Source organism: Aeromicrobium sp. WCS2018Hpa-31 (assembly GCF_031843905.1).
In the GTDB taxonomy this organism is placed as follows: Bacteria; Actinomycetota; Actinomycetes; order Propionibacteriales; family Nocardioidaceae; genus Aeromicrobium.
In genome coordinates, this window is sequence record NZ_JAVTJF010000011.1 from 113,083 (window position 1) to 125,909 (window position 12,827).

General features: G+C 71.9%; 16 protein-coding genes and 4 tRNA genes. 13 read left to right on the plus strand and 7 right to left on the minus strand.

Annotation, left to right across the window (positions count from 1 at the left end):
* The first annotated feature begins 61 nt into the window (after positions 1-61).
* Together RQG84_RS15065 and RQG84_RS15070 are read left to right on the plus strand one after the other, a co-directional pair.
* Positions 62-1,447 carry an aspartate aminotransferase family protein gene (locus RQG84_RS15065; protein WP_311210664.1) on the plus strand — a complete coding sequence of 462 codons (1,386 nt, stop codon included), beginning with the start codon at positions 62-64 and terminating at the stop codon, positions 1,445-1,447.
* Positions 1,444-1,902 (plus strand): Lrp/AsnC family transcriptional regulator, encoded by a 459-nt coding sequence (locus RQG84_RS15070; protein ID WP_311210665.1) that lies wholly within the window; start codon positions 1,444-1,446, stop codon positions 1,900-1,902. Before RQG84_RS15065 ends, RQG84_RS15070 begins: the two co-directional genes overlap by 4 nt.
* Positions 1,903-1,911: 9 nt before the next feature.
* Here RQG84_RS15070 and RQG84_RS15075 read toward each other — a convergent pair whose 3' ends face one another.
* A complete protein-coding gene (locus RQG84_RS15075; protein WP_311210666.1) occupies positions 1,912-3,621 on the minus strand; it encodes an FAD-dependent oxidoreductase in 1,710 nt (569 codons plus the stop codon).
* A gap of 56 nt (positions 3,622-3,677) precedes the next feature.
* Here RQG84_RS15075 and RQG84_RS15080 point away from each other — a divergent pair, with 56 nt between their 5' ends.
* The 5 genes from RQG84_RS15080 to RQG84_RS15100 all read left to right on the plus strand — a co-directional run bounded on the left by RQG84_RS15080 (position 3,678) and on the right by RQG84_RS15100 (position 6,960).
* On the plus strand, positions 3,678-4,256 hold the full coding sequence (locus RQG84_RS15080; RefSeq protein WP_162237371.1) for a TetR/AcrR family transcriptional regulator: 579 nt from the start codon (positions 3,678-3,680) through the stop codon (positions 4,254-4,256).
* Positions 4,253-5,674: an NAD(P)/FAD-dependent oxidoreductase gene (locus RQG84_RS15085; RefSeq protein ID WP_311210667.1), complete on the plus strand. Its 1,422-nt coding sequence runs from the start codon at positions 4,253-4,255 to the stop codon at positions 5,672-5,674. The genes RQG84_RS15080 and RQG84_RS15085 overlap by 4 nt, the downstream gene beginning before the upstream one ends.
* The gene (locus tag RQG84_RS15090) at positions 5,665-6,261 is read left to right on the plus strand and encodes an acetoacetate decarboxylase family protein (RefSeq protein WP_311210668.1); all 597 of its coding nucleotides are present in this window, start codon (positions 5,665-5,667) and stop codon (positions 6,259-6,261) included. The genes RQG84_RS15085 and RQG84_RS15090 overlap by 10 nt, the downstream gene beginning before the upstream one ends.
* An 83-nt stretch (positions 6,262-6,344) precedes the next feature.
* On the plus strand, positions 6,345-6,737 hold the full coding sequence (locus RQG84_RS15095) for a hypothetical protein (RefSeq protein ID WP_311210669.1): 393 nt from the start codon (positions 6,345-6,347) through the stop codon (positions 6,735-6,737).
* A 19-nt stretch (positions 6,738-6,756) separates the two neighbouring features.
* Positions 6,757-6,960 (plus strand): hypothetical protein, encoded by a 204-nt coding sequence (locus RQG84_RS15100; RefSeq protein ID WP_055970547.1) that lies wholly within the window; start codon positions 6,757-6,759, stop codon positions 6,958-6,960.
* Between the two features lie 66 nt (positions 6,961-7,026).
* Here RQG84_RS15100 and RQG84_RS15105 read toward each other — a convergent pair whose 3' ends face one another.
* The 3 genes from RQG84_RS15105 to RQG84_RS15115 form a co-directional block, all read right to left on the minus strand.
* Positions 7,027-7,512 (minus strand): YbaK/EbsC family protein, encoded by a 486-nt coding sequence (locus RQG84_RS15105; protein ID WP_311210670.1) that lies wholly within the window; start codon positions 7,510-7,512, stop codon positions 7,027-7,029.
* Between the two features lie 73 nt (positions 7,513-7,585).
* Positions 7,586-7,657 (minus strand) — tRNA-Val (locus RQG84_RS15110).
* A 52-nt stretch (positions 7,658-7,709) separates the two neighbouring features.
* Positions 7,710-8,546 (minus strand): aminotransferase class IV, encoded by an 837-nt coding sequence (locus tag RQG84_RS15115; RefSeq protein ID WP_311210671.1) that lies wholly within the window; start codon positions 8,544-8,546, stop codon positions 7,710-7,712.
* 93 nt (positions 8,547-8,639) lie between these two features.
* Here RQG84_RS15115 and RQG84_RS15120 point away from each other — a divergent pair.
* The 5 genes from RQG84_RS15120 to RQG84_RS15140 all read left to right on the plus strand — a co-directional run bounded on the left by RQG84_RS15120 (position 8,640) and on the right by RQG84_RS15140 (position 9,841).
* Positions 8,640-8,711: transfer RNA gene (locus tag RQG84_RS15120), tRNA-Gly, on the plus strand.
* Positions 8,712-8,736: 25 nt separating this feature from the next.
* Positions 8,737-8,807, plus strand: a tRNA-Cys gene (locus tag RQG84_RS15125).
* Positions 8,808-8,841: 34 nt separating this feature from the next.
* A tRNA-Val gene (locus RQG84_RS15130) sits at positions 8,842-8,913 on the plus strand.
* A gap of 390 nt (positions 8,914-9,303) precedes the next feature.
* Positions 9,304-9,582, plus strand: a complete 279-nt coding sequence (locus tag RQG84_RS15135; protein WP_311210672.1) for a hypothetical protein — start codon at positions 9,304-9,306, stop codon at positions 9,580-9,582.
* 52 nt (positions 9,583-9,634) lie between these two features.
* Positions 9,635-9,841 carry a hypothetical protein gene (locus tag RQG84_RS15140; RefSeq protein ID WP_311210673.1) on the plus strand — a complete coding sequence of 69 codons (207 nt, stop codon included), beginning with the start codon at positions 9,635-9,637 and terminating at the stop codon, positions 9,839-9,841.
* Positions 9,842-10,110: 269 nt separating this feature from the next.
* Here the strand turns inward: RQG84_RS15140 and RQG84_RS15145 are convergent, their stop codons facing one another.
* The 3 genes from RQG84_RS15145 to RQG84_RS15155 are packed head-to-tail and all read right to left on the minus strand — an operon-like array spanning position 10,111 to position 11,923.
* Positions 10,111-10,632, minus strand: coding sequence for a hypothetical protein (locus RQG84_RS15145; RefSeq protein WP_311210674.1), 522 nt, complete (start codon positions 10,630-10,632; stop codon positions 10,111-10,113).
* A gap of 2 nt (positions 10,633-10,634) precedes the next feature.
* On the minus strand, positions 10,635-11,036 hold the full coding sequence (locus RQG84_RS15150) for a DUF4333 domain-containing protein (protein WP_156366964.1): 402 nt from the start codon (positions 11,034-11,036) through the stop codon (positions 10,635-10,637).
* A gap of 11 nt (positions 11,037-11,047) precedes the next feature.
* Positions 11,048-11,923, minus strand: coding sequence for a YihY/virulence factor BrkB family protein (locus RQG84_RS15155; protein WP_311210675.1), 876 nt, complete (start codon positions 11,921-11,923; stop codon positions 11,048-11,050).
* 133 nt (positions 11,924-12,056) lie between these two features.
* Here RQG84_RS15155 and RQG84_RS15160 point away from each other — a divergent pair, with 133 nt between their 5' ends.
* Positions 12,057-12,677, plus strand: a complete 621-nt coding sequence (locus RQG84_RS15160) for a hypothetical protein (protein ID WP_311210676.1) — start codon at positions 12,057-12,059, stop codon at positions 12,675-12,677.
* Positions 12,678-12,827: the final 150 nt, after the last annotated feature.

Below are 12,827 nucleotides of genomic sequence, written 5' to 3' on the forward strand. Positions count from 1 at the left end.
TGCGAGGACCCTTGCACTCGACGCAATCCGTCGCGAATACTCACAGGTGATCGGAGGAACCATGACCCCACTCGACCCCGAGGCCGCTCGACGTCAGAAGGCCGCCAAGGACCACCTCTGGATGCACTTCGCTCCCCTGAGGTCCCCCGACGGTGCCGACGTCCCGGTGATCACCCGCGGCGAGGGCTGCTACGTCTGGGACGATCGCGGCCGTCGCTACCTCGACGGCCTGGCCGGGCTGTTCGTGGTGCAGGCCGGGCACGGTCGCCGCGAGCTGGCCGAGGCCGCGGCCCGGCAGGCCCAGGAGCTCGCGTTCTTCCCGCTCTGGTCCTACGCCCACCCCGCCGCGATCGACCTGGCCGAGCGCCTGGCGGCCCTCGCCCCCGGGGACCTCAACCGCGTGTTCTTCTCCAGCGGGGGCGGCGAGGCCGTCGAGACCGCCTGGAAGCTGGCCAAGAACTACTTCAAGCTCGTGGGCAAGCCGCTCAAGCACAAGGTGATCAGCCGGTCGATCGCCTACCACGGCACGACGCACGGTGCGCTCTCCATCACCGGCCTGCCGACGCTGAAGCAGCAGTTCGAGCCCCTCGTGCCGTCGACCTTCCGCGTCCCGAGCACCAACCACTACCGGGCCCCGGTGCACGAGGACGACCTGGAGGCGTTCGGACGCTGGGCCGCCGACCAGATCGAGGTCGCCATCGAGGCCGAGGGACCCGACACCGTCGCCGCGGTGTTCCTGGAGCCGGTGCAGAACGCCGGCGGGTGCTTCCCACCCCCACCCGGCTACTTCCAGCGGGTGCGCGAGATCTGCGACGCGCACGACGTGCTCCTCGTCTCCGACGAGGTGATCTGCGCCTTCGGCCGGCTCGGCACCACGTTCGGCGCCGAGCGCTACGACTACGTGCCCGACATGATCACGTGCGCGAAGGGGCTGACGTCCGGCTACTCGCCGCTCGGCGCGACGATCGTGAGCGACCGCCTGGCCGAGCCGTTCCTGCGCACGGGCACGAGCTTCGCCCACGGGTACACCTTCGGCGGCCACCCAGTGTCGTGCGCCGTCGCGATGGCCAACCTCGACCTCTTCGAGCGGGACGGGCTGCTCGAGCACGTGCGAGCGACCGAGGGTGCGTTCCGCGGGACGCTCGAGACCCTGCTCGACCTGCCGATCGTGGGCGACGTCCGCGGGGACGGATTCTTCTACGGCATCGAGCTGGTGAAGGACAAGACCACCAAGGAGACCTTCACGCCCGAGGAGTGCGACCGTCTGCTGCGCGGGTTCCTGTCCACGGCGCTGCTCGACGCCGGTCTCTACTGCCGCGCCGACGACCGCGGCGACCCGGTGGTGCAGCTCGCGCCGCCGCTGATCGCCGACCAGACCCAGTTCGACGAGATCGAGCAGGTGCTGCGTTCCGTGCTCGGTGAGGCATGGGCGAGGATCTCCGCATGACCGCACCCGCGCTCGACCAGGTCGCCAAGCGCATCATCGCGCTGCTCCAGGCCGACGGCCGCATGTCCTACGCCGCGATCGGCAAGGAGGTCGGGCTGTCGGAGGCCGCGGTGCGCCAACGCGTGCAGAAGCTCACGGAGGCCGGTGTCATCAACATCGTCGCGGTCACCGACCCGATGCAGCTCGGCTTCGCCCGCGAGGCCATGATCGCCATCCGGGCCAACGGTCCGCTCGAGCCCCTCGCCGAGGCCCTGGCCGAGATCCCGGAGGTCGACTACGTCGTCATCACGGCCGGCTCGTTCGACCTCATCATCGAGCTCGTGTGCGAGAGCGACGAGCACCTGCTGGCGGTGCTGTCGGAGAAGATCCGGTCCCGCGAGGACGTGATGAGCACCGAGACCTTCATGTACCTCAAGCTGGTCAAGCAGACCTACTCGTGGGGCGTCCCGGACTGACGCGTCGGTTCAGGCCTCGACCTGCGCGCGGGCGCCCGGCCTGACGGTCGGCATCGGGAGCACCAGGGCACCCGGGGCGTCGTCTGGCACGACCGGGGACCGTGGCGCGACCGCGTCGATGCGCTCGTACGGCTCACCCAGCGCGGGACGCGGGTCGGGCTCGCCCTTGTTGGGCCAGAACGACATCGCGCGCTCGGCCTGGGCGGTGATGGTGAGCGACGGGTTGACGCCCAGGTTGGCACTGATCGCGGACCCGTCGGCCACGTGGAGGCCGTCGTGGCCGTAGAGCCGCTGGTAGGGATCGATGACCCCCTCCTCGGGCGACGTGCCGATCGCGCACCCGCCGATGAAGTGGGCCGTGAGCGGGATGCCGACCAGCTCGCCGAACGAGCCGCCCGGCACGCCGTCGAGCTTGTCGGCGAGCTCGCGCGCCACGTGGTCGGCCACGGGGATCCGCGACGGGTTGGGCTCGCCCTTGCCCTGGCGGCTGGTCATGCGCAGCCCGAACGGGCCGCGCTTCAGGAACGTGGTGACGGAGTTGTCGAGCGACTGCATGACCAGCACGACGATCGACTGCTCGGCCCAGCGGCGCGGGTCGTGCAGACGGAGCGACCGTCGCAGGCCGAGGCCGCGGTAGCCGCGCAGCACCTTGCGCAGCTGCGATCCCCCGCCTCGGTGGTCGGCCAGCGCCATGTTCATCAGGCTGAGGGCCCCGGAGCCACGGCCGTAGCGCACCGGCTCCACGTGGGTCACGGCGTCGGGGTGGAAGGACGAGGTGATCGCGATGCCCGGGGTGACGTCGGCGTCCTTGGCGCTCGCGCGGGCCGAGAGGACGGCCTCGGAGTTGGTGCGGCTGAGCTCGCCGACGCGGTCGGAGAGGTGCGGCAACGACCGTCGACGCAGGCGGTGCAGCAGGTCCTGGGTGTTCAGCGCATTGCCGGCGAAGACCACGTGGTCGGCGCTGAAGCGACGTCGGCGCAGCCGGTTGCCCGTCCGCCGGGTGCGCACCTCGTACCCGCCACCGGTCCGCGGCCGCACGTCGGTGACGGTCGTCAGGGGGTGGACCTCGGCGCCGGCGCTCTCCGCGAGGTACAGGTAGTTCTTGACGAGCGTGTTCTTGGCGTTGCGGCGGCAGCCGGTCATGCAGGCGCCGCACTCGGTGCAGGTGCGGCGGCTCGGTCCCACGCCCCCGAAGTACGGGTCGCCCACGTCCTCGCCGGGCCGGTCGCCGAAGAGGACGCCGACGTCGGCCGCGTGCACGGTGTCACCGACGCCGAGCTCCTGGGCCACCTCGGCCATGAGCCGGTCGGGCAGCGTGTGGCCGGGGTACGTGGCCACGCCGAGCATCCGCCGGGCCTGGTCGTAGTGCGGGGCCAGCTCGTCGCGCCAGTCGGTGACGTGCGCCCACTGCGGGTCGTCGTAGAAGCCGTCGAGCGGCTGGTACAGCGTGTTGGCGTACACCAGGGAACCGCCGCCGACGCCGGCGCCGCTGGCGATCAGGACGTCCTTCAGGGGCGTGATGCGCATGATGCCGAAGCACCGGGCCCACGGCGCCCAGAGGTAGCGCCTCAGGCGCCAGGAGGTCTCGGGCAGCTCGTCGTCGGCGAACCGCCGGCCGGCCTCCATGACGGCGACCGAGTACCCCTTCTCGGTGAGTCGCAGGGCGCTGACGCTGCCGCCGAACCCGGAACCCACCACCACGACGTCGTAGTGCTTCATGACCCGCACCGTACCCGCTTGTTGACACTTTGCCAATAGCGTTGTTCACTCGTTCCGTGAACGCCCTCAACCGCACCCGGCTCGAGCCCGACGCCCGGCGACGCCAGATCGTCGAGGCCGCCCGATCGCTGTATGCCGAGCGATCCTACGACGACGTCTCGCTCGCCGAGCTCGCTCGCGCGGCGGGGGTCACCCGCGGGCTCCTGCACCACTACTTCGGCTCCAAGCGCGAGATCTTCCTCGCCGTCATGCGCGACTCGCTGCTCATGCCGGCCAGCGAGCTGCCCGACCTCCTGCACCTGCCGCTCGAGGAACGCGTCCGCGTGACGATGGACTGGATCCTCGACGCCGCCCAGACCTACGGCCAGGCCTGGGTGGCCGCGGCGGGCGCGGCCGAGCTCAGCGGCGAGTCCGACCTGCAGCGGATCGTGGACGAGGCCGACGACCGCGCGGCTCGACTGGTGCTCGACGCCGTGGGTCTGCCCGACTCCCCCGACCTGCGCGCACGCCTCAGGGCCTCGGCCGCCTACGTGAAGGCGCTGTGCCGCGAGTGGCTGCAGCGCGGGACCCTGGCCCGCGAGGACGTCCTCGCCCTGCTCACCATCCACCTCGTCCACGTCCTGGAGGCGTCATGACATCCGTCGGCATCATCGGCTCCGGCTTCGGCGGCATCGCGGTCGCAGCGGAGCTGCTCTCGCACGGCCACCACGACGTCCGCCTCTGGGAGCGCGGCGACGACATCGGAGGGGTGTGGCGCGACAACACCTACCCGGGTGCCGGGTGCGACGTCCCGTCGCCCCTGTACTCCTACTCGTTCGCCGTCAACACGCAGTGGTCGAAGCGGTACGCGCTGCAGCCGGAGATCCGGGAGTACCTGCACCGGGTCGCGGACGAGTACGGCATCACGCCCCGCGTCCAGCTGGGCCGCGAGGTGGTCTCGGCCCACTGGCAGCAGGACGAGCAGGCCTGGGACGTCGGCTTCGCCGACGGGGTCGTCGAGCGGGTCGACGTGCTCGTGAGCGCCGTCGGCCAGCTCTCGGAGCCGCGCCTGCCGGCCCTGCCGGGCCTCGAGGACTTCGCCGGCGACTGGTTCCACTCGGCTCGCTGGGACCACGACGTCGACCTGGCGGGCAAGCGCGTCGCTGCCGTGGGCGTGGGCGCGAGCGCGATCCAGTACGTGCCCCACGTCGCCGAGGACGCCGCCCACCTCACGCTCTTCCAACGCTCGGCGAACTACATCCTGCCCAAGCCCGACGGCCCGCTCCCCCGCTGGTGGCGACCGGGCATCCGCCTGGAGCGCCCGCTCTGGTGGACGTTCGGCGAGCAGTTCTCTCGCGGCCTCGACGAGGGCAGCCTGGTCGGCAAGGTCGAGCAGAAGGCAGCACTCGCGCACCTGCGCCGCCAGGTGCAGGACCCCCGCCTGCGCGAGCTGCTGACGCCCGACTACCCGATCGGGTGCAAGCGGATCCTGTTCTCCAACAACTTCTACCCGACCCTCGAGCGTGACCACGTCGACGTCGTGGCCGATCGCATCGTTCGGGTCCTCCCCCAGGGCGTCGAGACGGCCGACGGCACCGTGCACGAGGTCGACGTGATCGTCTACGGCACGGGATTCGACTCGCAGGACTTCCTGAGCTCGATCGACGTGCGCGGCGCCGGGGGCGAGCCACTGGCCGAGCGCTGGACCGACGGGGCCCACGCCCACCTCGGGATGTACGTGCCGGGGTTCCCCAACCTGTTCGTCTCCTACGGGCCCAACACCAACCTCGGTGGTGGCTCGATCATCTACATGCTCGAGGCGCAGGCCCGGCACATGCGCCAGGTGCTCGACCGCATGGAGGCCGGCGGCTACGAGGCGGTCGACGTGCGCCCCGAGGTCGAGGCCGCGTACGACCAGCAGGTCCAGGAACGGCTCGAGTCCTCCGTGTGGGGCAGCTGCGACAGCTGGTACCGCCATCCGTCGGGCCGGATCACGTCGAACTGGCCGGGGTCGACCTACCCGTACCACCGGCGCGTGCGGACCGTGGAGCCGGAGGACTTCGCATGGACGTGACCTACCCCCCGGAGCCGTGGGACCTGCACGGCCAGGCCCTGGCGTCGGTGTTCCTCGTGCCGGCCGCCGACCTGCCCGCCCCGCCGCCGGGCACGACGATCGTCACCCTCCGCGGCCGGGCGGTCGTGACGGCGGCGTTCTTCCGGTACGAGGAGCCCAGCCCGCTCACCTACGACGAGATCATGGCGACGGTGCTGGTGCGCCGTGGGCTGCGACTCCGCGTGTGGATCCCGTGGATCTGGGTCGACAGCGAGGCGTCCCGCGACGGTGGCCGGGCCCTGTGGGCCATCCCGAAGCACCTCGCGGAGTTCCGCGTGGAGCCGGGCCGGCGGCACGAGGGTCTCGGCCTGGCGTCGGCCACCGTCGAGCGCACCAGGGCGCTCCCCGGACGCTGGCCGCTCGGCTTCCGCATCGCCCAGGCCCGCGGCGGGCGGTCGGTCGTCACGCCAGTGCGCGGGCGGGTGAGCGCCCAGCTGGTGCGTGCCTCGTGGACCTTCGACGGCGTGCTCGGCCTGCTCTCCGGGCGCAGGCCCCTCGTCTCGCTGCGCGTGCCGCGCTTCGCCCTGCTCTTCGGGCGCTCGTCCTGACCTCGATGGCCCAGAGCGAGATGGCCCGGAGCGAGATGGCCCAGAGCGAGAAGACCCTGCGCGAGATGGCCTAGCCTCGAGGGATGCGTCGTCTCGCCAGCATCCTGCTCCTCGCCGTCCTCGCCGCCGGCTGCACGTCCGGAGGGTCGGACGAGCCCTCGGGCGGCTCAGGTCCCTCGGACCAGCCACGCGGCTCCGACGGAGCGAGTGCCAGCGCGTCGCCGGTGCCCACGGGACCGGACTGCTCGAGCGTCTGGAAGGCCGGGGACGACCTCCCGGCCGACTACGACCTCTGCGTCGCCGACGGGGAGGCCGGGGTCCAGGAGGTGACGGACTGCGTCGACGGGCCGCCGCTCATCGTGTTCGACGACGAGCTCTACGGCCGTCCGGGCGAGCGGATCGAGGCGCCGACCGCGTCGCCCGTGCAGGACACCGAGGAGTACGGCAAGGCCTACGCGGAGTGCACGGGCGAGTGATCCGGTGCACGGTGGACCCATGGCCGACTACCGACTGACCACCGAGGACGGCGACGTCGTCGCCGAGCGATCCCTGGAGCACGACCAGGCTGCCGTGGCCTGGCGCTCCAGCCATCCCTTCGAGGGCCCGTCCGCGGGCGAGGGGCGCGGGCTCCGGCTCGAGCGCCACACCGACCGCGGCTGGACCCGGCTCGACCCCCTCGGCACCGCCGAGACCACCTGAGCGCGCCCGCGCGCGCGTCCTGACGCGTCCGGGTCGGTCCTGGCTCCGTGGATCGACCCGAAGGCGTCAGGACGCCGGCGCGGGGTCCTTCGTGACGTGGACCCAGCCCACCGGCTCGGCCACGACCTCGAGCTCGTCGGGCGTCAGCTCGACGGCCGACGCGGCGTTGCCGACGGCTGGGAACACCGACGTGAACCGCCGCAGTGAGGCGTCGAGGTGCACGGCGGCGACGTCGGGGTTGGCGAACGGGCACACACCGCCGATGGCGTGCCCGGTGAGGGCCTCGACGTCGTCGGGCTTCAGCATGCGCGCCTTGATGCCGAAGGCGGCCTTGAACGCCGCGTTGTCGACCCGTGCGTCACCGGCCGCCACCACGAGGATGCTCGTGCCCGGCTCGGCTCCGTAGAAGCCCAGCGTCTTCGCGATCCGCGCCGGTTCCACACCCAGCTCGGCGGCAGCGAGCTCGACGGTCGCGCTGGACCCCGACGTCTCCACGACGTCGCCGTCGCGGCCGAAGCGGGCGAGGTGGGCGCGGGCGGTCTCGATCGACATGCCCGCCATCGTAGGAGCGCCCGGCGGACGCACGACGAAGCCCCCGGCGCTGGGCCGGGGGCTTCGGTGTCGGTGGGCGATACTGGGTTCGAACCAGTGACCTCTTCGGTGTGAACGAAGCGCGCTACCACTGCGCCAATCGCCCGGGGACGCACAGAACCTTAACGCACGTCTCCACGACGGTCCCACTCGGTTCCCTACGGGTCGGAGTGCTTGGCCGCCTCGCGCGCCCAGATGGCCTGCGCCTGCTGGGTGATCGGGCCGGGGGCCGCGCCGACCGCGCGGCCGTCGACGTGGGAGATGGCCTGGATGTCGCGGGTCGTGCCGACGAGCACCACCTCGTCGGCATCGGCCAGCACCTCGATGGGTGCGTCGCGCTCGACGACGTCGAGCTCGGCCGAGAGCCACTCGAGGGCGAGGGCACGCGTGATGCCCGCGAGGCAGCCTGACGCCAGCGTAGGCGTGACCAGCGTGCCGTCGAGGACGTACATGATGTTCGACCCCGTGCCCTCGCAGAGGTGGCCCTGCGTGTTGGGCATGACGGCCTCCGACGCACCCGCGGCCCGAGCGGCCTCGACCATCTTCGCGTTCTCGGCGTACGACGTGGTCTTGAGCCCGGCCAGCGCGCCGCGCTCGTTGCGGGGCCACGGCACGGTGGCGATCGACGCGACCGAGGGCGGACGCTCGGCCGGCTCGGTGACCACCACGTGCGTGAGCCCGTGGTCGCCGCGCGGCGAGCCGAGGGGGCCCCGGCCGGACGTCACGGTGATGCGGATCCGACCGAAGGGCAGGTCCTGCCCGTCCATCGTGGCGGCGACACCCTCCCGCAGGAGGCCGAGGTCGGGGCGCCCGATGCCGAGGCCCTCGGCCGAGCCGGCCAGCCGCTCGAGGTGGCGCGTGAGGGCGAACGGCACCCCGCGGTCGACGGCGATGGTCTCGAAGACTCCGTCGCCGACCACGAGCCCGTGGTCGAGGACGCTGATGGCCGGTTCTTCCGGTGATCCGAGGACTCGTCCGTCCACCCAGGCGCGCATGTCGCCACCGTACCCCCGCCGACGACGACCCCCCGTTTGGTGCGCCGGAGCCCATCGGCTAATGTTTCTTCCCGCGCCGGAAACGGTGCGAATGCGGACATAGCTCAGTGGTAGAGCATCACCTTGCCAAGGTGAGGGTCGCGAGTTCGAATCTCGTTGTCCGCTCGGAGGGTCTCCATACCCATCCAGCGGTGGGTTGGCCGAGAGGCGAGGCAACGGACTGCAAATCCGTGTACACGGGTTCAAATCCCGTACCCACCTCGACACGACGCACCAACTGAACAGCACCACCCTCGGGCGATTGGCGCAGCGGTAGCGCGCTTCCCTGACACGGAAGAGGTCACTGGTTCAAACCCAGTATCGCCCACTTCGAGAAGGCTCCGGAATCTCGCCGAATCCGGGGCCTTCTCGTCTTTCTCCTCACAGCGGCTCGCCCGCCCCCAGCACCGCGTCCTGGTGCTCCGCGACGGCTTCACAGTCGCCCCACGCCGTGTGAAGCGCGCACGTGGTGGAATGCACCTGCGCGCGCACGACCCCCGGCTCACCCACTCCCATGCCGAGCCGGGGGTCCACTCATCTTCACGCCGACCCGCGGCTCGTGACAGGCCACGCGCTGGCACGGAGAAGGCACCGGCTCGGACCGGGCAACACCCAGGTCGAGAAGGCTCTGGACGCTCGAAGAGTCCGGGCCGTCTCTCCATGTCACGTCCGACCACGCTCCGTCGCATTCGATCACCCGTTCGAGTACGATCGCCCGGTGGGCGCCAACCGTCGTTACGGAGACCGCTCCCCCGCCGACCACCTCGAGCGGGCCGAGCGGATCCGGCACGTCTGGGTCGCCCCGTCCGCGAAGCACCCGGACATGGCGCCCTACCCGGGGCTGCTGATCACGTGGCAGCGACGCGACGGACAGTGGTGGGCCCACGTCGCGATGATCCTGCCCGAGGGCGCCGTCGTCCTGAACTGGCTCCCGGCAGCCCGGCTACGGCCCGCCGCTGCCGCTCCCCCGACGCGGCCCTCGACGACCGGCAGATGAACGATCGGCACGGCGACTGGCGCAAACGCCGATCGCGGCGCACCATCGGTGCATGAAGTGCGCGGAGGTCAACTGCCACGAGACGGCGTCCACGCTGTCGCAGCTGGAGCTGGACGACGCGCGCTTCGCCGTGCCGGTCTGCGCGCTCCACGACGTCGGCGACGTCTCCGTCGAGAAGCCGACCCGAGCCGCCGGCCTGGACATCAGGCCGACAGCCGGCGACGGCAGGTCCCTCGCGAAGTCCACCGCACCGATGTGAGCCCCTCCGCGGCCTGCGGTCGACGCCACGGGCCGGCGCCGCGATGCCGTGACGACCGGCACCTTCGGGCCTCGTCCTGCGCCGGATCCCGATCGAGACGTCCGCTCCCTCTGACCGGGTGTGTTTCGGACTCCTCGGGCCGGGGAACGTGCAGGGCAGCACCGTTGGTTGAGACCACAGCTGCGCGTGCCAGTGGTCCCGGACTCCCGCGCGGGGGTCCGGGACCGCGCAGCTTCGCCGAGGCCGCGCCGAGGACGGCGCAGCGTCGGTCAGGACCGCGAGCTCGACCGCCAGGTGAACTGACCCTGACGGGAGGTGATCCGCACGGTCGCGTCGGCGATGACCGTGGCCGGGGCAGACGCGTAGGCCACGGTGCAGGTGAAGGTGGTCCCCACGGCCGCGGACACCCGAGGCGGGCACCAGACCGACGTCGGCTCGCCCTTGGCGTCGAGCGAGGACCTGATGCGCGCCACGACGGCGCCGGTGGTCCGGGTGGTGCGCGGCGCCGGGGCCGCGGTGCGGCGCGGAGCGGACGTGGCCCGCGGGGCCGCGGTGGTCCGCGTCGGTGTCGGCGTGGCCGACGGGGTCTCACTGGGGGTCGGCTCCGCCGTGGGCGAGGCCGAGACGCTGGCCGACGGGGTCGGCGCGACCGACTCGCTCACCACACCGGGCGAGGCGGAGTCGTCCGACGCCGCGTCGGTGCCGACCCACGACCGCAGCCCGAAGACGCCGCCGGCCAGGACCAGCACCGTGAGCACGAGCCACGGAAGCACCTTGCGTGCACCGGACATGGTCACTCCCCCTGCGACTTCGGCGTCGACGTCCACACGTAGTGGCCGTCGGGGCCGTCGATCTCGACCGCGGCCGTCGCGATCGCGGCCGTGTCCGGCTCGTCGTCGAAGAACACCTCGCAGTCGAAGGTGGTGCCGATCTTCTGCGCCACCCGCTCCGGGCACTCGATGCGGGTGGGGCGCCCTGCGTTCTGGTCCAGACGCGCCTTGATGGTCCGCTCGATCTTGGTCGTCGACATCTTGGCCGGCGCCAACGACGGCGGCGCGGTCGGCTCGGCCGACGCGGTCGACTCGGGGTCGGAACCGGCGTCGTCGTCGCTGCTGCAGGACCGCAGGGCGAACAGCAGCGCTGCCACGCCCAGGAGCACGACGACGAGCGCAGCCACCTTCCGCAAACCCTTCACAGGCGCCGATCCTAGCGGTCGGCGCGGGGGTGGCGTTGCTCGTCGAGCGAGGCGTTGATCGCAGCACCGATGAGCACCGCGATCGACAGGACGTACAACCACAGCAGCACGGCGATCGGAGCCGCCAGCGGGCCGTAGATCGACGTGCCGCCGGTGGAGAACCCCAGGGCCCAGCGGACGAGCAGGCTGCCACCGATCCACAGGCCCATCGTGAAGAAGGCCCCCGGCAGCCCGGAGCGCCACGACACCTTCACGGGGACGGCCAGGTGGTAGAGCGACGCGAGGAACCCCACGGAGACGAGCAGCACCGCCGGCCAGTACAGCGGCTCCAGCACCGACAGCTGGGAGGGCACGATCGAGGCCGCCACCTCCGGGCCGGCCAGGACGAGCGGGACCACGATGATCGCGAGCGCCAGCGCCACCACGTACAGCGAGAACGACAGGGCGCGGGTCTTGACGATGCCGCGCACCCCGCCGAGCCCGTAGAGGATCGAGATCGTGTCGAGGAAGACGTTGAGCGCCCTCGACCCCGACCACAGGGCCAGGACGAAGCCGATGGACACCACGTCGATGCGGCCCGAGCTCAGCACCTCGTCCAGGGTCGGCGCGATGACCTGGTCGACGGTGCCCTGGGTCAGGGCCTGCGACGACAGGTCGAGCACGCGGTCCTTGAGCACGTCGACCTGCGCGACGTCGTAGCGCTCCGCGACGAAGCCGATCGTGCCGGCGAGCCCGAAGACGAGCGGCGGCAACGACAGGATCGCGAAGAACGCGGCCTCGGCCGCGAGCCCGGTGACCCGGTGGGTGATGCAGCGCGACACGGTGCGTGCCGTGACCCGCGCCAGCAGGTCGACAGCCGCCGGGCGTGCTACCCGTTCAGCCGCCATGGCCCTACGGTATCGACATGCATCCCCTCCGCTGCGCACCGTCGCGTCAGGCGATCCTCCACGTCGATCGGGACGGCGCCGATCGGAACCGCGTCGAACGGGCCCGCGCCGCCCGCACGTCCGAGGCGTGCGCGTGAAGCCGCTCGCCGTCGCTGCCGTCACGGCGGCCCTCACGACCGCGGTCGCCGCCTGGTCGCTGCGGGCCACGGATCCGGCCACGGCCGTGGCCGCGGTGGCGGTCGTCGCCGTGGCTGCCGCCTGGCTGGCCGGCTTCCACGACACCTCGGAGACCTCGGGTCTCGCCCTCACCGGGCCGGCGCAGCTGGTCTCCTTGACCCTGGTCGGCCGCGCCGCGGTCGGCGGAGCCCTGCCGACGCTGGCCGCCCAGGTGGTCGGAGCCGTGGCAGCAGGCGCGGCGGTGACCGCACTCGACCTGCCCGGAGGATCGCTCGTGTGGGACGAGCCCGGCCTCGTCACCGGTGGGGTGCTGGGACTGGTGGCCGGACTCGTCCTGGCGTGGACCACCTTGGCCGCCGACACCGGCGCCGTGGCCTGGGCCGCCGCCGGGCCGGTCACCTCCGGCGCGGTGCTGGGCGTGGGACTCGCGGCCGCGGCGCACCCGGGCGCCCTGCTGGGGCTCGCCGTCGCCGGGGTCGTCGCCTGGCCCGTGGCTCTCGTGGTGGCCGGGGCGGTGCTCGTGGGGACGGCGCTGGGCACCTTCGTGGTCTCCTGGGTGTCCCCGCACGCTGCGTGACTCAGGTCACGCAGCCACGCGCCGTTCCAGGCGGAACTCTCACCGAGTTCCACATGTTGGACGCATGGTCCAGATGATGGACATTCCAGTTGTGGGGGCATCCACGACCTGACCAGACTGTCCGCATGTTGATCGCGCAGACCGTCTGGC

Coding starts and splice junctions, on each gene's coding strand:
- RQG84_RS15155 (WP_311210675.1), bottom strand. CDS start 11,923: ATGGCGGCTGAACGGGTAGCACGCCCGGCGGCTGTCGACCTGCTGGCG.
- RQG84_RS15145 (WP_311210674.1), bottom strand. CDS start 10,632: ATGTCCGGTGCACGCAAGGTGCTTCCGTGGCTCGTGCTCACGGTGCTG.
- RQG84_RS15095 (WP_311210669.1), top strand. CDS start 6,345: ATGCGTCGTCTCGCCAGCATCCTGCTCCTCGCCGTCCTCGCCGCCGGC.
- RQG84_RS15090 (WP_311210668.1), top strand. CDS start 5,665: ATGGACGTGACCTACCCCCCGGAGCCGTGGGACCTGCACGGCCAGGCC.
- RQG84_RS15105 (WP_311210670.1), bottom strand. CDS start 7,512: ATGTCGATCGAGACCGCCCGCGCCCACCTCGCCCGCTTCGGCCGCGAC.
- RQG84_RS15100 (WP_055970547.1), top strand. CDS start 6,757: ATGGCCGACTACCGACTGACCACCGAGGACGGCGACGTCGTCGCCGAG.
- RQG84_RS15070 (WP_311210665.1), top strand. CDS start 1,444: ATGACCGCACCCGCGCTCGACCAGGTCGCCAAGCGCATCATCGCGCTG.
- RQG84_RS15085 (WP_311210667.1), top strand. CDS start 4,253: ATGACATCCGTCGGCATCATCGGCTCCGGCTTCGGCGGCATCGCGGTC.
- RQG84_RS15075 (WP_311210666.1), bottom strand. CDS start 3,621: ATGAAGCACTACGACGTCGTGGTGGTGGGTTCCGGGTTCGGCGGCAGC.
- RQG84_RS15065 (WP_311210664.1), top strand. CDS start 62: ATGACCCCACTCGACCCCGAGGCCGCTCGACGTCAGAAGGCCGCCAAG.
- RQG84_RS15140 (WP_311210673.1), top strand. CDS start 9,635: ATGAAGTGCGCGGAGGTCAACTGCCACGAGACGGCGTCCACGCTGTCG.
- RQG84_RS15115 (WP_311210671.1), bottom strand. CDS start 8,546: ATGCGCGCCTGGGTGGACGGACGAGTCCTCGGATCACCGGAAGAACCG.